Origin of the sequence: Xenorhabdus taiwanensis, from assembly GCF_036512875.1 — a bacterium.
GTDB classification, from domain to species: Bacteria; Pseudomonadota; Gammaproteobacteria; order Enterobacterales; family Enterobacteriaceae; genus Xenorhabdus; species Xenorhabdus taiwanensis.
The window spans coordinates 1-22,174 of the sequence record NZ_AP028980.1 but is presented as its reverse complement, the minus strand read 5'-3'; the positions used below and the strand labels follow the sequence as shown (position 1 = coordinate 22,174).

The following is a 22,174-nucleotide window of genomic DNA, read 5'->3' as shown; positions in this document are numbered from 1 at the left end:
AGGCTAGTCTGATCATTGCAGGTACTCCAGAATCTGTTGGCTGAACTGACGTGCTGCATCAGGAATATATTTCGCCCCGCGCCCTGAGAAACCACAGAACAATGCAAGATGACGTTCGATTATCAATCTTGTTTGCGGTAAGAAATCAGCGGTGTAACCATCATAACCCTCCCAGCCATGACTGAGCTGTAACGGGATGGCTGGCAGCATCTGCTGCGCTAACTGCAAATTTGTTGGGTGTACGCTACGGGTCTGTGGCAATGCTGCAGGAGTAGCTGCATCATTTTGTGGTGCACCACCAGCGAAAACAAAGGAGGTTGAGCCCGGACGCATATAGCTTCCGCTGTATTCGTCGATCAGACAGGTTTGCGGTGCCTGTGCGTCCGGACAGTAAAGGGTAGTTAATGGAATTGAGCGACTGAACAGCTGAATGTCGGGGATTAGAGTGCGGCTGTAGGCGCCCGCGGCCACCACCGCTAGTCGGGCCGTCAATACTTGGTTCTCAGTATGAATACTGACTCCGTTACTTTGAGATTCTACACGCTTCACTTGTACGCCTTCAAGCAGTTCCGCCCCTTGCTTCTGCGCGTGATGCGCCAGTAACTGACAGGCCAGTCGGGGATTAACGTATCCTCCCTGAGATTCATAAAGAATGCCCGCCTGTGATGGGATATTCAGTCCCGGCATCAATCTTTGTGCCTGCTGACTGGAAATAAACTCAATGGGATATTCAGACGAAGAAAACTCCCGCAACAATGCTTGCGCGCTCGGAATATGCTCTTCTCTAAGTAGGTAAATAACCCCACACTGATGGAAAATCCCCGGCCAGCGCTGGTTCAGCCGCCGCCATTCACGCACTCCACCCACGTTATATTGCATCAGTATGGGGTTGAGATCGAACACTCGTACAATACCGCGCGAACGCGCACTGGCACCTCCACTACCGGGCTCAGATGACTCCAGCAACAAGGTGCGCAGACCCGACTGACTGATATTTTCAGCTAGTGCACTGCCGGCAAGACCGGCACCAATAATAATGATATCCCAGTGGTTTGCCATTATTGATCAACCTCTTCTTCCTGTGCCAGATAAGCGCGTGCTCCCGCCTGATTCCACCAAATGGTAAAGAAGTGGAAGGGTTGGTCGCTGTTGTTACGCACATAGTGATGGCTGCCGCGCGGGATAAAAACCTGATCACCTTGGGTAAACGGATACTCTTTATCGTCAATCACCACCAGTGCATGACCTTGGATACCGATAAAAAGTTCATCTTCATCATCCGGTTGGTTGATATGCGGCAGTGTTTCGGTGAACGGGCGAACAATGCAGTAACCGGAGCCAATCGGTGTATTTACATTTCTCCAAGGAAAAGTGCGAATACCGTCCAGACCATATTCGTAGTGTAGCTCTTGCTGATGGAAAAATTTTATATTATCCAATGTTAAATTGTCAGGCTGGATGTCGACGGCTCTGCTGAATTTTGCCGCTAGGCCACAGAGATCGCTAACTGTTTTCAACTCATCGATTGAACTGACAAAATTTTCCAGTTCAATCTGGTAATCTGTCGCCAAAGCCAGTAATACATTAATGGTGGTCAGGGAATCAATTCCTAGTGTGTACAGTTCAGTCTCCCCTTGCAATTGCACTTCCTGCGGAAACGTTACCGTTGCACGGATAACCTTTTCTACACGCGATAAATAAGCTTGGTTACTCATACAACACCTCTGTTCATTGGCGTAAAGCTACCACCTTGACGACGGATGAAGTAACGTGACTTTTTCTGAGTTGCAGCATCAATAAGTTGATCTAGCAATACTTTTTCGTCGGTTTTTCCATTAGCGCTTAAATTGACCTCTTCTGCCCAGCCCCATAACGTTGGCAACATATAACGCGGCAACTCCGCTGCCAGCGATATCTCAATATTGGCTAGTTCATTGCTTTTCTCACCAGTAATGACCACTGCGATATGATCTTTTCCATCCAACTGTACTTTACGAATGGCCACGCGCTGTACTCCGTTGGTAGCCAGACATTTTTGGCGAATCTCGCCGAGGTGAATTCGACGACCAGCAATTTTGACTTCATCATCGCGGCGACCCACATATAAAATATTGCCGTCCGCCTGACGCAAACAGATATCACCGGTGCGATAATAACGAACGCCCTGATGTTCGAAAATGACTTTTTCTGTTTCTTGCGGCTGCCCCAGATAACCTTTCATAACTAAATCGCCACCAATGCACAATTCACCAACAATATCTGTATCTTTTTGAATATTCTGATTTTCATCGATAATCAGGCAAGAAACATTCTGCAGAGGAACACCAATTGGCCAGCTTATTGTGCGCTGCTCGTCCGGTTGTTCAATTTCATAACAACAGCAAACAATAGTGGTTTCTGTTGGACCATAGGCATTAATCAAACGAACCGTTGGCAAATTTTGCTTCCATAAATTAATGATTTTAGGATCGCAAATTTCAGCTCCAGTCATCACCATTTCCAGTGCTGGGAAATTTTCTGCTTGAATTTGTTTGCCATTTTCTGTAATTAAGGAGAGCAGCGTAGAAACGGCAATAAGATGAGTGATCTTTTCCCGAATGATGATATTACGCATGATGGCACCAGCATGAACGTTGGCAAATTGCCAAACAAAAGCCCCTAGTGACAGCGGCAATAACGTATCCTCAATGGAAACATCAAAATGAAACGGAGACAGGCTGAAGACTCGTGAATCAGGGGTAAATTGCAACCATTGATTATGCGCATCAAAATAAGTTTTTAGACTGTTAGAGCTGATTTCAACCCCTTTAGGTTCACCAGTAGAGCCTGAAGTAAAAATAATATAAGCCGTATCATCAGGTGCATGTTGATATTCAAATAATGTTCCTTCAGCTGATGTAGGTTGCCGACACACAGCGAGTAACTCCTCACCGCTTAGCCAGATCCCCGTGTCATCTAGCGGAGAGTGAGAAATAGCCAGCACAACTGGTGTATTCAGCCGGACAAGTAATTTACGTATACGTGCTTGTGGCAACTGACCGTCTAGGGGAACATAAACAGCCCCCAGTTTCCAGCAAGCAACCGCGATCACGGGCATAATGGCACACTTTTCAGCAAGTACAGGGACGCAAGTCGCCGATTTTACCCCATTCTGGGATAACCATTGAGCCAGGCTGGTAGCCATATCATCTAGCTGTGAAAATGTATAACTCTGTTTACCATCACTAATAGCCAACTTTTGCGGATTATGCAATCTGCCGAATGCAAACAATTCGCCCAATTGATAGTCTCGGGTTTGTTCGGCATAGGTTTGATAAGCCCAACGAGGTAATGCTGTCATCGTAATATCCTGTCTTTTTATTTTTCAGCAAAAACTATCACCACAGGCGGTTTCCCTGACGCAAGGTAAAGCGGATCTTAGTGAGGCTAGCCGCACCGATATGCTGATAAAAACCAACACCAAGCTGGTTATCTGGTGGCGTTTGCCACTGGATTTCCGCGCACTGCTGCTGTTTAGCAAAGTCAATTAAGGTGTTCATTAACTGTCGTCCAATCCCCTGCCTACGTAAATCAGCGGTTAAGTACAAGCAATCCATATAGACAAACGGTGCTGCTGACCAGGTGGAGTAATCGATGGTGGCGGATAAATAGCCATGTAGATCTCCACTATCATCAGCCACTACCCAGATAAACAATCGAGTTGGCTGGCTAAACAGAGCCGTCTGTAAGCGCTGTTGTTGACCATTATCACAGTAGCTTAATTTCTCATATTCGGCATGTTCAGCACACAAGACAACCAGCCGAGTAAGATCTTCAGGCCTGACTGGCCGAATATTTAAACCCATCCGCTGTACCCCTTTTGCAAATAACGTTGGATATTCGCCTCTTCAAGTTTTTCTGTTGTCATCACCTGCTCTATCCAGTAGTTACGCTCATAGAACATTACAGCCAGCTCCCAGACGCAGGCGATGATTTTTGTATTGTCTAATGGCTGCAAACGGTTTTCATCGCTGATAATAAATACTTGGTGGCGTAACATATTGGCGTCGCACCAAGTGCTGATCAGCAAATAGTAACCGTCATCAGCGGCGTGTATAATGGCAAAACCGATATGATGTTCCCCGGGAAAATGCACTTCATCCAGCCCCTGCGTTAGCCACTGGCGCCGAAGTTCAGCATTAGGAGTCGGAGTCTCCTTCTGCTTTTCGCTGGTGAGGTAATACATCTTTAGCTGTGTCTGCCCGATGGTTTGCGTACCAAGAAAACTAACTGCACGTTTTTGATAATTAAGCAGGTTCATGGAATACCGTCGCAGATTGCACACCAGAGGTGGGTAAAGAGAGGATCTCGCCTGCCAAATCGGGGCACAAAGACAGAAGCAATTTGGCCAGGATCTGCCAGGCTTCAGGCGCAACAGACAGTACATCATCCGACTGAATAAATTCGTAAAGATCCAGTGCCGATCGCGCCATACCGGCAATAGAAAATGCCTCAAGAGAGGCTGCCTGCTGCCAGTTCAGACAGGCCGAGTGGCTGTGTAAGCGCTGCTGTTGCTCTGTGGTCAGGGTGATGCCGGAATTAGTGATCTGTTCAGCCTGTTTGACCAGTGGTAGGAAGACTTTGTGATACCAATACTGAAATTGTTCACGGCTGAAGTTACTGACTGCGGTTTCAGGAGCGGTTAGCGCGCTGAACAGGCGGATGGCGTCAGAGGGATATTGTCCTGCCAGATCTTTGAGCCAGACTGCGTGTCCACGGCTGGTAGAGAAATCCTCGCCATCCAATTTAAGAAAGCGGTTAGTGATAAAAGTACCCGGACGAGGCCCATTTTGATCGGCCAGCAACAGGCTGCTATAACCAACTGCATGGCTATAGGAACAATCAAAACCAAGAAAATGCACCAGTTCAGTATCGGGTGCCCACCACTCCGAAAAATCACCACGTTCAGGATGCGCTGTCAGATAGCTCTCAACGCAACTTCTGTAACCAGACAGTCCCAGAAACCAAGTATGTAGCGGATAATTATCTAGTGCAACAACTGGCATACCTGTATCACCCGGGCGAGTCAACGGCCACTGTTCATTCTCGTTGCTCAGCACCTCGTCAAGATAACTTGCCAAACAGGAGCGCATCGTTCGCTGTTGTAAAGCGGCTTTGACCGCCGGATAATTCTGACCAATCTTCCAGATATGTTGTTTTACCTGAACCGGTTGCATCGCACCTTGACAGGACATACATGTCATTGTGGTAATTTTTTCAATATCAGGCACGCGGGCGCAGTGTTCACACTGGCTGGTATCTGACGAGGTTCCACACCAGTTACACTGAGTTCTGCCAAAGCCTTCGTAACCGTATAGATTGCAGGTAGCACAATAAAAAGTCTTATGTGCTTTAAGTTCGATCTGATCGGCAATCAGCCCCGTATAGTGTTCGCCTGAATGCTGATAGGCTAGCGTGTCAGCAGCCTGCATAAAGGTATCAAAATGAATATTAACCAGTTCCAAAGATAACTTCATTGCCTGACACATAAGTCGGGCATATGCAAAAGGCTTTCTGCGTAACGTCTGAGTTTTTCTGGGTAAATAACTTTGATAATCATCACTATACGTCACAAACAGCACATCATGTCCCAGCTGTTTAAGTCGGCGTTGCATCACATCAGCGGCAAGGAAAGGCCCGGAAAGATGTCCCAAATGAAGGTCGCCATTTGGCGTCGGAGGAGTTGCAGTAACAATAAACTTTGCCATATATTATTCTTTTTATTCCCTAAGTAAGCATTAATTAAATTAATAATAATTTAATTGAAGTTCAAATGAAATTTTGTGAAGCCATATGGTTAACATTTAACTAACAGATTTTAAAGAAGTTTTAAAAAAAGAACATGTAGATACATATACTGAGAATTTCTATATAAATGGGTTATTACAATAAATTTATATCATTTACCGATATTTAAATTCAATTTTTAGTGCATTTCTTGTATTAAACAACGTTTGATGGTTAATTTATTGTTACGACAGATCAAGGTAGAGGTTGTTGCAAACAATCATAATAATTGGTTTTGATTATGAGTTTTATACGGGTCCAGTGGAAGAACACCCAGATCTATAAACTTTGAGGGAAAACCCTGATCAGTCATCCCGCCAAAAATGCTGTTTCAGGTGAGACTCCAATATCCTCGCCATCGCTTCCACATCAATTTTCCCGTTATTTCTCTTAAAGTTGTATCGCCCCGTGAGCAATGTGTGTGTCCAGGCAATCGGTGAAATCGGGGTTTCGGGAGTAACGGAACAGTAAACACCTTTAAGCGGTCAATTTAAATAGCCAAAAATTAGGTAGCCAATTTACATCGACAATTGTCATTTTTAGCCAGCCCCTCTATGATAGCCAAATCACCTTTACTTATTTTGGCTACTTCCAAATGAAAATTGCACGCATCTATGAAAGAGTCAGCACATCAGAACAAGACCTGACCCGCCAAACCGCTATCGAAAAAATGGCAGCAGCTAACGGTTTTTATATTGCTGGTATTTACCGGGAAAAGGCATCAGGTGCCCGGGCAGACAGGCCCGAGCTACTTAGAATGATTGAAGATCTTCAACCCGGTGACGTTGTGATCGCCGAAAAGATTGATCGCATCAGCCGTCTTCCCCTTCCTGAAGCTGAAAAACTTATCTCCACTATCAGAGGAAAAGGCGCCCGACTGGCCGTTCCTGGTATAGTGGACTTATCAGAGCTGGCCGCTGAAAGCGATGATATATCCCGTATTGTCCTGGAATCGGTTCAGGAACTGTTATTGAAAGTAGCTCTTCAGATGGCACGCGATGATTATGAACTCCGGCGCGAAAGGCAACGTCAGGGCATTCAAATCGCCAAAGCCTCCGGCAAATATTCTGGCAGGAAAGCTGATATTTCAATTCACGAACGTATTATCACTCTTCGTCAGTCAGGCCTGACCATTGAACGCACCGCTACACTGGCTGGGTGCAGTATAAGCCAAGTTAAGCGGATCTGGGCTATTCATCAGTCCCAAAAAACAATGTGATCCGGATCATTTATTAAGGGTGGTTGACTATGCCGGTTAATTTTCTTTCAGAAGAGCAGCGTGCAAACTATGGTAGTTATCCTGTTGAGCTGACAAAAGAAACACTGGCGCGCTATTTCCATCTTGATGATTTTGATCGTCTGAATATTTCGGAAAAACGTGGTGAACATAATCGCTTAGGCTTCGCTATATTGTTATATACTGTCCGTTATCTCGGGAAATTTCCTGCGTTCCCGATACGGTTATTGAATGTCTGGCACAGCCATTACATACTGAAAATATAAATAATGCGATTGACCTTTATCACTCAGGGAAACAACACAGGCAACATATTGCTGAAATCATAAATATTTATGGATATACAGAGTTCACTGCTCCACGGGTTGCTTTTTCTCTGACTCGCTGGTTATATTCACTCTGCTGGACAGGAACAAGCCGGCCAGGCGTTCTTTTCGAAAGGTGTACCGGATGGCTATTGTCACATAAGGTATTATTACCCGGTTATTCTTTGCTTGAAAGATACATCGCCCGGTTACGAGGCCGGGTAGAAAACAAGCTGTGGCATTCACTGTCAGCCTGCATTGACGAAACACAAACACGCTATCTTCTTGAACTGCTGTCTGTTCCCCCCGGAAGCCGGTATTCATTACTTGACCAGCTACGGACGGCACCGACAAAAATCAACTCAGCCTCTCTCCTCAAGGCCATTACCCGCTTGGATTCCATTCGTAATTTGGGTATTGCATTGCCAGCAATAACGCCCGTTTCCGATACCCGGATTGCCGCGCTGGCTCGTTATGCTGCGACAGCCAAAAAAACCGCGCTTCAACGCCTGCCAGAAAAAAGAAAATTGGCAACACTTGTTGCGTTTGCATACTGCATGGAAGCAACGGCACAGGATGATGTCCTTGAGTTACTGGAAGCCTTACTCCGGGATCTGTTCAATGGTGCTGTTCAGGCAGATAAAAAGAACCGGCAACGTACAATTAAAGATTTGGATCAGGCTGCGGAAATACTGGCAAGAGCCTGTAAAATACTGCTTAATGATAAATTACCTGATACGGATATTCGTGACAATATATACAGATTGATCCCCGAAGATCGGCTGGCGAACGCTGTAGATAATGTCATTTCACTTATTCGCCCAGCTAATAATGTGTATTTCAATGAACTGGATGCTAAGTTCCGCACTGTTCGCCGTTTTTTACCTGAATTACTTTCAAAAATTCATTTTGAAGGTAATGCTTCTGCCAAGACGCTGATTGATGCGCTTGTCTGGCTCGAGAATAATTTTAAGAAGAAAAAAACAGACAACGATGCTCCCCGAGAAATCATTAATAAACCGTGGCAACAACATGTCATAAGAAACGATGACAGTATCGATTTTCATGCTTATACATTTTGTGTTCTGAAAGAACTTCAGACTACACTGAAAAAAAGAGATATTTATGTCACACCCAGCTGGCGCTATGCCGATCCGCGAACCGGACTGATAGCCGGAAATGAATGGGAAGCTTTACGCCCGATTATCTGCCGTTCTCTGGGACTGTCATCAACATCAACATCAACATCAACATCAACAGCCACATTGTCAGCCATTGCGGCAGAGCTGGATACAACCTATCGTGATGTACTAAACCGGCTTCCTGAAAACCCAGCCGTAAGATTTTCAGATGCGAGTGAAAAAACAGAATTGATCCTGAGTCCTCTGGACGCAATGGAAGAAACACCGTCACTGATTGCGCTGCGACAGCGCGTAGCTGATATGCTGCCCCGCGTGGACTTACCGGAACTCATACTTGAAATTGATGCCCGGACGCAATTTACCCGTGCTTTCATCCATGTATCAGAACAGAATTCCCGGGTTTCTGATCTGAATATCAGTTTGTGTGCCATACTCATGGCTGAAGCCTGTAATACGGGACCAGAACCCTTTATTCGCAATGATATTGCCGCGCTGAAGCGTGACCGTCTGACTTGGACGGACAGCCATTATATCAGGGATGAAACGATCCGTGATGCCAATGCCATTCTGGTTTCAGCACAGGCAGGTATTTCACTGGCAGGTCTTTGGGGAGGGGGTGAGGTTGCATCAGCAGATGGTATGCGATTCGTCGTTCCTGTACGAACAGTCCATGCCGGACCTAATCCAAAATACTTTGGTAAAGGACGTGGTGTGACCTGGTATAACCTGATATCTGATCAATATTCGGGGTTAAACGACATTGTTGTACCGGGAACGCTAAGAGACAGTCTGGTCATTTTGGCTGTTGTACTGGAACAACAAACGGAAAAAATGCCTTCTCAAATCATGACCGATACGGGCGCCTACAGTGATATTATCTTCGGTCTCTTTCGTTTGTTAGGGTATCGGTTTTGCCCGCGCCTGGCGGATACAGGCGGTGCCAGATTCTGGCGCACAGATCCAAAAGCAGATTATGGTCCATTTAATTCTCTGTCCTCACATCGCCTGAATTTTGAGAAAAAAGTTGTCCCGCACTGGGATGACGTCTTACGATTGACTGCCTCACTCAAACTGGGACGTCTGAACGTTTTATCGATCATGAAAACCTTACAAACGGGCGATAGGCCAACCAGCTTGGCGCAGGCTATAGCGGAGATCGGTTGTGCAGACAAAACTATCCATATACTGACTTACCTCGATGATGAAAACAAACGACGTAAGACATTACAGCAGCTTAATCGTGGTGAAGGACGACACGCGGTAGCTAGAAATGTATTTCATGGAAAACGTGGTGAGCTGAGGCAGGCCTATCGTGAAGGGCAGGAAGATCAATTGGGTTCGTTAGGATTAGTGCTAAATATGATTGTACTGTGGAATACGATTTACATGGATGCCGCAGTACAACAACTCAGGCAAGAGGGATATCCGGTTCATGACGAAGATGTGAAGAGGTTGTCTCCACTACTATGTGAACACATTAACATGCAGGGGCGTTACACCTTTACGGTTCCAGATGCTGTCAACAGAGGTGAGTTAAGACCTTTCAATGAAGAAAATTAATCTATTGATTTATAATTAAATGGCTATTTAAATTGACCACTTAACGGCGTTCACTGTTCCATTGCTCCCGAAACTCCAATAATTAAGCGCAAAGTGTTTTTACTTTTTTGTGGATCTTATGAGCGAAGCGAGTAAAAGGCGGCTCTCATAAATTAATGGGAATGAGGGAGCTGAACCGCCGAAGCCATAGAGGATCAATGGGATCTCGAAATCCCTCGTCCCTACTAAGCTAAAAGATTTATCAAGTGGTTTGAGCGTAATAAGTTCTGCCAAGGGCACGCAGTGGTCACGCCGTAAGGCGGGACGTATCTGCGCGTTAGCGGGCGTTTACGACCGCTTACGGGACGTAATCAAATTTATTTTTTCCTTGAACGAAGTGAAAGGAACTAACATCGAGAGTTGTAGCCTTTAGGCTCAACTCGATTTGTGATTCCTTATTTATAAGGCTTGCTTTGTTCAGGAATAAACTTCGAAATTAATTACATGTAAAAGAATTTGTTCGAAGTTTATAGCTTATTTTTCACTCTTTTTTGTAGATTTCAGTTCTAGTAATCTGTTTTAAATACAAAACAGCAGAAAAATACGGGAAAATCATGTGTGGGATAAGTGAAAAATGACTTAGGGTTGCCACCAAAAAAACACCAAAACCGTGCCTGGCACGGTTATTTTGATTATTAATCAAAGAAATCTTCAGTTAAGTCAGGATGATCCCTTCTTGCTCAAGTAACAATCGATAGAACTGCTCTGAATATTCAGTTACATGAGGATGCAGTGTCTTTAATTTATTTTTTGCATAATAAACAGCAACCGGTGTTGTTGTTTTTTGCCATTCAACAAACATACGCCAGTAAATTGAATCTGATTTATCTTTCTTTCGCAAATTATCGACCGAACGTTGCGTTCTATCTAGTTCGGCTTCCAGATTTTTTGATTTTTTACGATCTAACAACTCAATACTATCTTCAATTTGTTTGAGAGCTTCAGCTTTCTGTTCCTGTAAATCCGGAGCAACCACTGAGCGTTTAATCTTTTTCAGTAGCTGACGCAGCGCGTGTTTGCTTTCTATATCAATGCCTAATCGCACCATATTCAATAAATGACGCTGGTATTTTTTTTCCAGATTTTCAAGCTGACCACTTTTAATTGCCCAGTTTTGGAAGTCAATCAGGCTGCGCCGGATTTCGTCACACGGAATACCTTTAGACATAAAAAATTCCGGTTTCAACCAAATGCGCATGGGCTTATTTTGGCCGGCATCCCGGTCTTTATCCCGATGGACGACGATTTGCTCCAGTTGCTCAAGGACAGACAAAGCATGAAGAGCCACATCATACGATTTACGGCCGTTATCATATTCATGCAGTACTCCCATCGCCTTGGCGATAAATTCAAAGGGCACCATCACTTCAAACAGATAATCATGACCGGGGAAAAAATCCGCATTCGCCACGAATGCCAACGACAACGAGGTTAATGCTTCACGGCTCTCAGAGCGTGTACTGATACGCATGGGTTTTGGCACATAGTGCGGATTTTTTCGCTCGGAATACGGCGTATATCCCTTTTGACGAAGCGCGATAAGAGCCCTATCCCGCCGCCAGTCATGACTTTTCAGGGTACGAGACAACCGAGCAGGCGTTCCTGTTGGGATTTTGATGTCCTGTTTCGGGATATTGCGCCGATGGATTTTAGACTGCCCCCGACGTAAAGCGTTGGATTCACCACGCCGGCTACGACGAACTGAGGGATCAAATGTTGATTGGGTATGTTGATTTTTAAACACATCCCCTGCACTTATGGCGGGGATTAAAAGGTTGCAATAGAAGTTTCATCGTTCTATACTCCTATGCAGAAACCACTAATTTGATTTCTGCAAGTGAGCCCCATATATCTGACCTTACCGCCAAGTTTGATGCAGATTATGGGGTTTCTTCTTTTTAGCGGTTAGTTAACCACATTATTAACTGCCCGCACTTAGTCACCTTTCGGCGTGACTGACCAACGAAAAACCCTGATAAGCTAGCACTGTGAAACAAAAAATTCAATAAACCTTTATAATTGCTTTTGTTCTCACCAATACTCTATCTAAATTTATCAAAAAAATAAAATCAGTAAACAAAAATTAAACAATATTCATACTAGCACCGGAAGAATAAACTCTCAAGAAAGTTATGACTTAACATCATTAGTACTGTGATCCGCACTAGCTCTTTCGATTAAGCGACTAATCATCTCACCTTGAGATACTCCCTCTACTTTGCACATTTTTTGTAACTGTAGCTTTAGTTCATTAGATACATATACTCTAATAGATTTATCATTTGCAGCTTTACGACGAGCAATAAAAGCCTGCTGTCTTTCAATCCCAGTTAATCGGTTACCTTTTCTGTATGGGCGTTTTGAAGAAGAAGTAGCAGTACTTGTTTGTGGCATAGAACCCCCATGCATATAATTCAAAATCTACTTATTGGCGAATAAATCAGTATATATCATAACCAGTTAATATGGGTTATTCCCGAACAATGCACAGGTAAATTGAGGTAAAAGTCACAGCAACAGTTTGACGTCTTCTTACCTAACCGTTAATATTTTTTCTACAAAAACGATCCATCGCCTATCAGGATCGCCTTCGGGTGGCGAAATAAAACTCCTGTAGCCTGAAAGGGAGAGCAAAATAGCGGTACATCTGCACACTTTTGGAAGCAGATATCGTCTGACGATGAAAGTTATCCTGTCACTTTATATACCAGACAGGCTTATCACATACATTGAGCAATATCCTGCTACGATCACCATAACCGTTTTACCTTATACGACTTTTACCTACGCTTTAAGTCACGCACAATAAACGTCCCGAAAACTTCGCGGCGTCACTTGCGTTTAAGCGAAGCGATTACCAAGTGACGCCGCCAGGTGATCAACGTCCAGAGCACGTCCGGTCTGGCTTTACGACCGATTTGAACCCCGTATTACTCAGTGTCACCACTTTTCATTGGCATTTTTCTGCCTTAATTCACTTATTTCGTTTGTTTTTCACTCACCGCCTTGTAATAGGCCGATGCAGTAAAGAAAGGAGATATCACACGTCACGAATAATGAGGCGTTCATCCTGATTGAATCAGGCACTGAACGGGGAGTAAACCATCGCCGTGCTGAGCACGCAGCGAACTCCTGCAAAAACTCAACATAACCCTCGCCCTGCTACACATTATCTGACGCACCACGGAACGGTGAACCTAACCGACACGCAGGGAAAATGTTTCGAAATAAGTAAAATGAGTCTGAAAACAAAGGGGAAATACGGATAGCGAAGTGATCACGAACGAGAATAAATAACAAAGATTGATTTAGCCGTCCGTTTTCTCCCCTGAGTTTGTGCGCTTTTGAGAGGAATTATAGCCGTTGAACTTAGCGGTTTAGTTATTGAGTAAGCTAAAACAATCAGTTAAAGTATTCCCGCCATTGGCAAATACCAATGGTCAGGGATTTGCAACCCTGTGGACACTTCACTGGTAGGATATTTCTACCAGTGTGCCTGCGTTCGCCTTTTCTATGGGGATTCAGGCAGGGGAGGTTTCGACCTCGCCGGATGAGTGTCCCGGTATTGCAAACCCTGTCTGAATCGCCACCATCAATATTAATTAATGAAAAGGGGTAGCAGGAATGAATAACAATGTTAGAAATGACTGGCATCAGGCCGATATTATTGCTGCATTACGTAAACGCGGTACAACCTTAGCCGCACTCTCCCGAGAAGCGGGACTCAGCTCATCAACACTCGCAAATGCATTCAGCAGACCGTGGCCTAAAGGTGAATGGGTCATCGCAAATTATCTCGGCATCCATCCCTCAGAGATTTGGCCTAGCCGTTATTTTGATCAGCGTGGTCAACTTATTGAGCGTAAAGTTCGCAACAAACCACAGAAATAACCCACCTTTGTTTTTTAGCCAGTTTGTGAAAATGATAAATTTTGATATGAAGCCGTGAGATTTAAATGGCAGCCTGATTTAGCCATTTTTAAACTCCACGGCTTTTTTGGTTTACTTTGACTTTGCGTACTATCTAAAACCATACCCCCGTTTCTATGTTTACCAGCTCACCTTTTTCATGTGGAATTTTATGATCTCTCAATAGCCCTCCTGATAAGCAGGTTAAGCCAGAACACAAAATTCTATCCCCCTCTGAAATTGATGCGAAATTCTGGCAATTTCACCCTGAAATTTACCATTAAAAATGCTTTAAAACAATAAGATAAAAATGAAATATCTATGGAGAAAAACAAGCAAAATAAAGCGTTTTTCAATTAAAAAATTTTACATTTATTATTTTATGTAGGATATTTAAATAAAATCAAAAAACCTACATATAGAGTAAAGATATGAATGAATCCTATAAACAATTAGACAAGGTTGCGCAAAGGTCAGTTCGTCTACTCCAGTCACTCAGTGATCAAATCCAAAGCCAAAAGCAGGAGCTGAGTAAAACAAGCTATTACCAAACGTATTCAAAAGCGGCTCTCGCAAAATTACCAAAGTTAACGCGTGCAAGCGTGGATTATGCCGTTAACGAAATGGAAGGACAGGGATATGTATTTGGCAAGAAGCAAGCAGGCTCTTCATCCAAGTACGCAATGACCATTGAGAACATCATAGATCTATACCATCACAGAGGCGTACCCAAATACCGGGATCGCTATCACGAAGCCTTGACTTTCTTTATCGGGAATTTGAAGGGCGGAGTATCTAAAACCGTCAGTACAGTTTCCCTGGCACATGCATTACGTACCCACCCACACCTGATTTTCGAAGACCTTAGGATCTTGGTCATCGACCTTGACCCACAGGCATCGGCAACCATGTTCCTCGATCATAAGCAGTCGATCGGCTCTGTTGATACAACATCAGCCCAAGCCATGCTGCAAAACGTTTCACGCGAAGAATTGCTGTCTGAATTTATCACGTCCTCAGTTGTGGCAGGCGTAGACATTATTCCTGCATCCATTGAAGACGCATTCATCGCATCACGTTGGGAAGAACTCTGTGCAGAACACCTGCCAAACCAGAACATCTATACCGTCCTTCGCGATAATATCATCGATAAAGTGAAGCGCGATTACGACTTCATTTTTATCGACAGCGGACCACACTTGGACTCCTTCCTATCTAATGCGATCGCAGCCGCAGATTTTCTGATGACGCCAATCCCACCCGCACAGGTAGATTTCCACAGTACGCTGAAATATCTGGCTCGCTTGCCGGAGCTGGTAGACATAATCGAATCGACAGGCGCATCAACTCGCCTCAGCGGTAACATCGGTTTTATGTCCAAGTTAGTGAATAAGACCGATCACAAGTTGTGTCATAGCCTGGCAAAAGAAATTTTTGGTGGTGACATGCTTGATTTTGCTATCCCACGATTGGATGGATTCGAGCGCTGTGGTGAGTCTTTTGACACCGTTATTTCCGCAAACCCAGCCACATATATCGGCAGTGGGGAAGCATTAAAGAATGCGAAAGGAGCAGCAGAAGACTTTGCCAAAGCAGTTTTTGACCGTATTGAGTTTATCAGAGTTAATAGAGGCAATAATGCAAAATAAAAAACGTCCAACTATCGGAAGAACGTTCAATTCAATATCCTTGAATACGCTGCCGGGGAACCAAACTACAGAACAGAGTTTTATACTTGCCTCGGGACAAACAGCTACGTTTCAACTAGAACACATCCCAGCTGATAAACTGGAATCTGAAACTACCGTTAATTTTTTAGTTAACGGGCGAGATCAAAGTGCACTGACAAAAGAATCTGTCAGCGACATCATACGCACTATCAGTCTGCAACAATTCTTCCCGGCAATAGGCCGTCGTATTGATGGCAAGATAGAGATTTTGGATGGTTCTCGCAGACGTGCTGCTGCTATTTTCTGTGGTGTAGGTTTAGATACCTTAGTCACGAACACAAACATAAGCATCGATGACGCAAGGCAACTTGCCGCAGATATCCAGACAGCTAGAGAACACAACATTCGTGAAATCGGCCTACGCCTGATCCAGTTGCGAGAATCGGGTATGACCCAAAAAGAAATAGCTGGGTTTAACAATATGTCACAAGCTAAGGTAACGCGTGCAATCCAGTGTGCTTCAGTTCCTAACGATATTATTGCCGTGTTCCCTGTCATCGCAGAACTGAGCTACCCAGACTATAAAGCGCTTTTGGACGTCACCGTAGATATTAAGAAAAACAAACTTTCGATTGATGAAGTCGTCAACTGTGTGCGTGATGAAGTCCAGCATATGGATAAGGCCAAGCCAGTTGCTCCCGACGAAATGAAGTCGAATATCATCAAGCTGTTTAAAGGTTTCAGCAGCAGCAAAGCTAAAAAAAACGCAGCAACAAAGCAGCAGCTAAGTTCTCTTTGGGACTTCAAAGATAAGAATTCGTTTGCCCGCAAACGGGTTAAAGACAGATCTGTAAGTTTTGAATTTAACCGCGTACCAAAAGAGTTTCAGGAAGAATTGGAAAAAATGATCCAGATGTTAATGCGAAAACACTTCAATTTAAACGAATAATTCGCCAGACGATTTAATCGCATAACAAAATGAATTTATTATCTTTATTTTAAAAATTTCAGGGTGAAATCGCCAAGATTTCATAGCAGAAGAGCTAATTATCAAATGCGGGGAGCGGTAATTGTCAACATATAGCAGAATCAACATGATCTGACATATTCGATGTGCTCGGTGAACAACTCATCAACTGAACATCTTTTTTGTCTTCTTATCGCTTTTGCCCCACCCCATTTGTGTTCTATGGGATTCAAGTCCGGACTATAAGCGGGAAGCCACTCTAATTGATGTTGACTCTCTGCTATCGCTTGTATCGTATCAAGTCGTTTATGAAAGCGCGCATTATCCATGACTATCACGGCACCGTGTGGGAGTTTTGGCATCACCCACGCATGAAAGACATCGGCATTAATGTTGCCAGTAAATAAGCTTAAGGTGATGAACGTATTTTCGAGAATGGCACCAATGACGTTAATACGGCCTTTCGCGTGCCAATCCTGTGTACCAAAACTGTAGTGATGTGATGGACGTCCCCTTTTGCAGCAGCAAACAGTGCCATCTTTTTTCCGATGTACTGGATTTCGGGAGAACATCTCATGAATACGATCAAAGTGGTTGGTATCGACCTTGCTAAAAATGTTTTTCAAGTCTGTGTCTGGATGGACGATGGTTCTGTTATGGCAAACTTTCAAATTGGTGGAATCAATAAAAGCAATGCCGGTAGGTTTTCCTTTTAATTGAGTCAGATAACTGCACAATGATGCCAAAACGGAAGGCACGACACTGACAAAACGGGTATAACTGAGCAAAGTGGGGATATAATGATGATGATATTTCCAGAGAAATTCCAAGTGGAAGGTTTTAAAGTTACGGTATGTGACATGTGAAAGAGGATCAATATGGTCATGATGTCACTGGATACATATGGCCTTGCCTACGACACAGATGGCATTCATTATCAAGACAAAATTGTGTCCACTGTGGGATAAAAAAGTGGGAAAAATCATCGACATTACAGAAAACTTCAACTAAGTTGTCCATGGCCTGTTCCTCCCCAGAGCTGTTTCGGTACGCACCAAAACACTGCTCCTGTAACAGGCCTCTTGTCAATTCCTTATCCAGAATTCGGGTTAATTTATCTATTAGGTTAGAGCACTCTCTAAATAAAAATATTTTCACGCTCAATAAATGTCCCTATAACTCTAACTCTGCGATACAGAAAGGAAGGAAAAAATAACTAAGCGCCTGAGGTACGATTAAATTTTTTCTTATAAAAACAAACTAAATAGCTTGTCAAAATGGTAGGAGTATCAAAGAAACTCGATCCTAAATTTGCGAAATTTTTGTTCCCAAAACGCAAAATCACAGAAAAAAGGATCGAGTCATGCTTATCATACCACCCACTTCACGAAATGAACGTCGGCAGATGAAAAAAATCGTTCAAAAAACATCTGATAAAGATTATGCACGGCGGATCATGGGGATACTTCTACTGTGTAAAACACATTCTGTCCCCCAAGTAGCGAGAATACTTTGTTGCGCTGAATCTTCCGTTTGGCGTTGGCTGAAAAAATTTAGAGAGCAAGGATGGGCGGGCTTACAGAGCTTACCTGTCGGGCGTCATATTCAGTGGCATTTAGCGCGTTATTTGCCTCTTCTTTATTATTTTTTAGAGCACACTCCCCAACAATTTGGCTATATCGGTTCTCGCTGGAGTCTGTCGTTTTTTGTGTTTTTACTCAGAAAATATATGCATATTGCCCTTTCCATCAGCACACTTTACCGTTATTTCTGCAAACAAGGTATTGTCTGGCGACGAGCGGCCCCGACATTAAAACAATCTGATCCCGAATATGACGAAAAAATGGCGCGGATTACTGAAGCGCTTTCTCAGGCTTGCGAAAAACATCCTGTGGTTTATGAAGATGAAGTTGATATTGATTTTAATCCTAAAATTGGCGCTGACTGGTACTTTAAAGGCCAACAAAAACGGATTGTGACACCCGGTCAAAATCAAAAATATTATTTTGCCGGTTGTCTTGATGCCCAGACAGGAAAGATCGTATCGACGGGTGACACGAAAAACAGCTCGGATTTATTTATCAATATGTTAAAAATCTTAAAACGAACCTATCGTGATGCAGAAACACTGAATGTGATTTTAGATAACTACGGTATCCATAAAAGTAAGAAGGTCAGAGAATGGCTGTTGAATAATCCCACCGTGACGCTTCTATTTCTTCCGGTCTACTCGCCTTGGTTAAACAAAATAGAACGGTTATGGCAATCACTCCATGAAACGGTGACACGCAATCATTGTTGCCAATTTATGTGGCAGCTTATTCGTAATGTGAAAATGTTTTTGAAAAGGGCCTCGTTAACGACTTGGAAAGAAATGAGAAATATAAGAGTCTCATAATTATGACAAACTATTTAGGATGGTAGCCACATAGCAGCGACACTCACGCCTACGGTGCATTAGCATTCTTTAGCTAAAATTTTTGCTGGAATACCTACAGCTGTGGCTGATGAAGGAATATTTGTTAATACTACTGCTCCTGCTGCAATACATGCGTCATCATCAATATTTATATTTCCTAAAATTTTGGCTCCTGCGCCTATTATAACACCATTACCCACTTTAGGGTGCCTATCTCCCTTTATTTTCCCTGTTCCCCCTAATGTGACAGAATGTAATATAGAAACATTATCTCCGATTACACTAGTTTCCCCTATTACAATAGCATGCGCATGATCCAGCATAATACCTTTTCCAAGTTTTGCACCTGGATGGATATCTACACTGAATAATTCAGATACCCTGTTTTGAATGTAGTAAGCAAGTTCTCTACGGTGATTAGAATAAAAGTAATGTGCAATGCGATAAGCTTGTAATGCAAGAAAACCTTTATAGAAGAAAAATACTTGCAAAATATTGCAGCAGGCTGGATCTCGAGTATGAACAGCTTGTATATCGGCCAAAGCATATTGAATGATACCAGATGATTGTTTAAATGCCTCTAATGCAATAGCATTTATATTATTTCTGTCTATTTCTTCATTAGCTAATTTTGATGCTAAACGATAAGCAAGTGCATGTTCAAATGTAGAATGACATAATACGCCATTCCACATGAGTTTTTTCATAGTTTTATCTTTTTTTGCAAGATAAAGTGACTCGCATTTAAGCTGATCCCAAAAAACATTAACAGATGAAAACAAATTATTTAGAAATTGCATAGAATTTCCTTATTGTGATAAACAATTTCATTGTATTAACGTGATTAAAAAATCATTACCAATATAATTTACTCCATCAGTTAAACGATGGAATATTCAAAAATATTAGGCGAACGAAAACTTTACTAACCGAGATTGAATTGAACAGCGTGTTGCACAAAGGACAGTATCTTCACAAGTTGGAAAATCTTCTTTCACCAAAAAGTTGCATAAAATCAATCAACCTAAACTTCGTTCGAAAACACTCGGTTAATGCGGCAAATTTCTTTAGCGCTCAAGCAGCGAAGAAAGCTTTTTTTCCATTACGACAATATTTTCTACTTTTGACGAAATTCCTTCGTGCTTAAAACTGCCGATGGTCGCATAAATATTAAGCAGGTTGCGTACCGTTCTGGCTTCTACTGCAATACGGTTACTAAGTTTTTCAGCTTCAGAAAAAACGGGTTTTTGTTGTAAAAATTTTGCAAAACAGATTCTAGAACCCAGAATTATGGAGAACACGTTCGCCATGCCCTCGACGCTGGTTTTGCTATTTTCCATTGTTACGATATCCTCAAGGATTCTGAAGTTATCACTACGATTAATCCGGCTGTTGGCAAAAAGAAAATCTACAGAAGAGTTGCGAGCTTCTCCATTTTCGGTTGGCAACTTTTCAAATACTCGAAAGACTTTTTCTTTTGCAGCATTACAAATTTTGGAAAGATATTCACTGGTAAAGATAAATTTAGCCAGATGACCAGAGGACACATCATCAATTGCTTGCCACTCCTCGTTTTCCGCATCATATGAAAGTAACGTAACAAAATGGTTGATATGTTTTTTATAGTAGAATTCTGGGCGATGTGGCACCAGAAAAACATCACAGGAGATCAGAACAAAAGAATCTCTGTCAATCACCTCTAATAGTTTCGGAATAGCTTCTTCAAATGAACTATATTTTATTTCAGAATATTTTATTCCTATCATGGCATAATCTCTGATCATAAGTCCATCATAAATAAAATCGTAGCGAGGTGTTTGCTGTAAAAATATTTGTTCTCTGATAATATCAGTGCTAATTTGAGCATTGTAAAATAAGTTTGCGGTTTTACAGCCAAATGATTCTAAAGCAACAATACCCTGCCGCTGAGAGCAATTCAGGAAATTTCTGTTGTAAACTTCGCGTTCATATTCAAATTCAGTCATTTTAACTCCTGACATTGTTAACTTTCTTTTCTTAGCAATAAGAACAAAGCTTGATAATTATCAAATAGAATTATTTTTATTAGCTTGAAATCAGTATTATGTATTTTGTTTTCGCCCGCTTGCCAGTGGTAAACGAGCAGATGTGATTGATATTGTTATCTTTTACTAGTAGAGCATTCATTCCTGTTGGGTAGAGTATAAAGTCAGGCTTTCTTTTTTCTCATCCAGAAGTTAGCCAGCAAGATAGACAAACAGGTGGTGACGATTAGCAATGGCACCCAGAAAGAAGGCCAACCTTTGGTGAACATTTCAATGGTTAATGCAATCGCCGGAATAAAGGGAGTAATAATGGAAACTTGTGGTGCCCCCAGCTTCTGAATAGAATATTGTAGAGCGAATACTGGAATAACCACTGAGACAAATGCCAAGAATAGCAATTTAACCAGCATAAACAAATCCATTGTAGTAATACCTACTAATTCTCTTGCACTAATGGCACCAGTGATAACTAACAACAGGAAAAAACGGTTACAAAGAATTTCTAGCGTGCTGGCACCATAGTCATATAGCTTTGCAGAGCGGAAAACATAGATCCCAGCAGTTAGTCCTCCCGTGACAGCTAGAAAAACTCCGAGTCTCAACTCATCGGCAGTGAAATCAAACACACCATCTGCGTAATATAACCGGAAAATAACTAGAGCGGCCAAGTTAATGGCTATCAGAAAGATTCCCAGTACGCGCTTACTGAACACTTTGACTTTACCGACGATCAATTCACACAGCAGCACTCCGATTGGCAGCGATCCCTGAAATACCGCACATTCGATAGAAGGTTCGATTTTGTACAGAGAAAGGAAAGCAAACAACCAACTAGTCAGTGTCAATATATTTAATATCAACATCTCACCAAAAAAGACGCGAGTTAATTTAAATACGTTACCACCCGATCTTTTCTGCAAAAAAATGAACACGCAAAATGCCACAAATAAAGAAAAAAAGGTAACAACAAAGCCGCTAACATTGGTAAATGAGAAAGAAATCCATACCGCAGAGAGTGCGGTACAGATGCAGTACATAAAAATAGAAAAAGGCGCAAGTAACTTTCCAGAACTCAT

17 protein-coding genes and 2 pseudogenes are annotated in these 22,174 nt (G+C 42.7%); 6 read left to right on the top strand and 13 right to left on the bottom strand.

The features are described 5' to 3' along the window. Nucleotides 1-12: 12 nt before the first annotated feature. Genes ACE1SE_RS18765 through ACE1SE_RS18740 form a run of 6 tightly spaced genes read right to left on the bottom strand, consistent with a single transcriptional unit; the run spans nucleotide 13 to nucleotide 5,747 of the window. Complete coding sequence (locus ACE1SE_RS18765; RefSeq protein ID WP_374053723.1) at nucleotides 13-1,059, bottom strand: NAD(P)/FAD-dependent oxidoreductase; 1,047 nt, start codon at nucleotides 1,057-1,059, stop codon at nucleotides 13-15. Continuing rightward, nucleotides 1,059-1,715 (bottom strand): cupin domain-containing protein, encoded by a 657-nt coding sequence (locus ACE1SE_RS18760; RefSeq protein ID WP_374053722.1) that lies wholly within the window; start codon nucleotides 1,713-1,715, stop codon nucleotides 1,059-1,061. Before ACE1SE_RS18760 ends, ACE1SE_RS18765 begins: the two co-directional genes overlap by 1 nt. Next, nucleotides 1,712-3,340, bottom strand: coding sequence for an amino acid adenylation domain-containing protein (locus ACE1SE_RS18755; protein ID WP_374053721.1), 1,629 nt, complete (start codon nucleotides 3,338-3,340; stop codon nucleotides 1,712-1,714). Before ACE1SE_RS18755 ends, ACE1SE_RS18760 begins: the two co-directional genes overlap by 4 nt. Before the next feature lie 37 nt (nucleotides 3,341-3,377). Further along, complete coding sequence (locus tag ACE1SE_RS18750) at nucleotides 3,378-3,845, bottom strand: GNAT family N-acetyltransferase (protein ID WP_374053720.1); 468 nt, start codon at nucleotides 3,843-3,845, stop codon at nucleotides 3,378-3,380. Then, complete coding sequence (locus ACE1SE_RS18745; RefSeq protein ID WP_374053719.1) at nucleotides 3,836-4,300, bottom strand: hypothetical protein; 465 nt, start codon at nucleotides 4,298-4,300, stop codon at nucleotides 3,836-3,838. The genes ACE1SE_RS18750 and ACE1SE_RS18745 overlap by 10 nt, the downstream gene beginning before the upstream one ends. Next, entirely contained in the window at nucleotides 4,287-5,747 is a 1,461-nt protein-coding gene (locus tag ACE1SE_RS18740; protein ID WP_374053718.1) for a methionine--tRNA ligase, read from the bottom strand. The genes ACE1SE_RS18745 and ACE1SE_RS18740 overlap by 14 nt, the downstream gene beginning before the upstream one ends. Before the next feature lie 674 nt (nucleotides 5,748-6,421). On the opposite strand from ACE1SE_RS18740, the gene ACE1SE_RS18735 reads away from it, so the two are divergent. Beyond that, complete coding sequence (locus ACE1SE_RS18735) at nucleotides 6,422-7,045, top strand: recombinase family protein (protein ID WP_047686057.1); 624 nt, start codon at nucleotides 6,422-6,424, stop codon at nucleotides 7,043-7,045. A 29-nt stretch (nucleotides 7,046-7,074) separates the two neighbouring features. Next, nucleotides 7,075-10,070 (top strand): annotated as a pseudogene (locus ACE1SE_RS18730) (Tn3 family transposase). Between the two features lie 694 nt (nucleotides 10,071-10,764). Here the strand turns inward: ACE1SE_RS18730 and ACE1SE_RS18725 are convergent. Continuing rightward, nucleotides 10,765-11,853: a Replication protein gene (locus ACE1SE_RS18725; protein WP_374053737.1), complete on the bottom strand. Its 1,089-nt coding sequence runs from the start codon at nucleotides 11,851-11,853 to the stop codon at nucleotides 10,765-10,767. Between the two features lie 386 nt (nucleotides 11,854-12,239). After that, a complete protein-coding gene (locus ACE1SE_RS18720; RefSeq protein WP_074020948.1) occupies nucleotides 12,240-12,503 on the bottom strand; it encodes a RepB family protein in 264 nt (87 codons plus the stop codon). 1,230 nt (nucleotides 12,504-13,733) lie between these two features. On the opposite strand from ACE1SE_RS18720, the gene ACE1SE_RS18715 reads away from it, so the two are divergent. From ACE1SE_RS18715 to ACE1SE_RS18705, 3 genes are all read left to right on the top strand, one after another. Then, a complete protein-coding gene (locus ACE1SE_RS18715) occupies nucleotides 13,734-14,000 on the top strand; it encodes a helix-turn-helix domain-containing protein (protein WP_374053736.1) in 267 nt (88 codons plus the stop codon). Between the two features lie 449 nt (nucleotides 14,001-14,449). Further along, nucleotides 14,450-15,667: an AAA family ATPase gene (locus ACE1SE_RS18710; RefSeq protein ID WP_374053735.1), complete on the top strand. Its 1,218-nt coding sequence runs from the start codon at nucleotides 14,450-14,452 to the stop codon at nucleotides 15,665-15,667. Further along, nucleotides 15,657-16,637 carry a ParB family protein gene (locus ACE1SE_RS18705; protein ID WP_374053734.1) on the top strand — a complete coding sequence of 327 codons (981 nt, stop codon included), beginning with the start codon at nucleotides 15,657-15,659 and terminating at the stop codon, nucleotides 16,635-16,637. Before ACE1SE_RS18710 ends, ACE1SE_RS18705 begins: the two co-directional genes overlap by 11 nt. Before the next feature lie 140 nt (nucleotides 16,638-16,777). Here ACE1SE_RS18705 and ACE1SE_RS18700 read toward each other — a convergent pair whose 3' ends face one another. Both ACE1SE_RS18700 and ACE1SE_RS18695 read right to left on the bottom strand, forming a co-directional pair. Further along, entirely contained in the window at nucleotides 16,778-17,227 is a 450-nt protein-coding gene (locus ACE1SE_RS18700) for a transposase (protein ID WP_374053738.1), read from the bottom strand. An 81-nt stretch (nucleotides 17,228-17,308) separates the two neighbouring features. Continuing rightward, nucleotides 17,309-17,675 (bottom strand): annotated as a pseudogene (locus ACE1SE_RS18695) (IS982 family transposase); the annotation flags it as partial. 343 nt (nucleotides 17,676-18,018) lie between these two features. Between ACE1SE_RS18695 and ACE1SE_RS18690 the strand changes: the two are divergent. Beyond that, nucleotides 18,019-19,053, top strand: coding sequence for an IS630 family transposase (locus tag ACE1SE_RS18690; RefSeq protein ID WP_374053733.1), 1,035 nt, complete (start codon nucleotides 18,019-18,021; stop codon nucleotides 19,051-19,053). 59 nt (nucleotides 19,054-19,112) lie between these two features. Here ACE1SE_RS18690 and cysE read toward each other — a convergent pair whose 3' ends face one another. The 3 genes from cysE to ACE1SE_RS18675 all read right to left on the bottom strand — a co-directional run bounded on the left by cysE (nucleotide 19,113) and on the right by ACE1SE_RS18675 (nucleotide 22,174). Continuing rightward, complete coding sequence (gene cysE / locus ACE1SE_RS18685) at nucleotides 19,113-19,874, bottom strand: serine O-acetyltransferase (protein ID WP_374053732.1); 762 nt, start codon at nucleotides 19,872-19,874, stop codon at nucleotides 19,113-19,115. 267 nt (nucleotides 19,875-20,141) lie between these two features. Further along, entirely contained in the window at nucleotides 20,142-21,059 is a 918-nt protein-coding gene (locus ACE1SE_RS18680; protein WP_374053731.1) for a cysteine peptidase family C39 domain-containing protein, read from the bottom strand. Between the two features lie 203 nt (nucleotides 21,060-21,262). Next, complete coding sequence (locus tag ACE1SE_RS18675; RefSeq protein WP_374053730.1) at nucleotides 21,263-22,174, bottom strand: EamA family transporter; 912 nt, start codon at nucleotides 22,172-22,174, stop codon at nucleotides 21,263-21,265.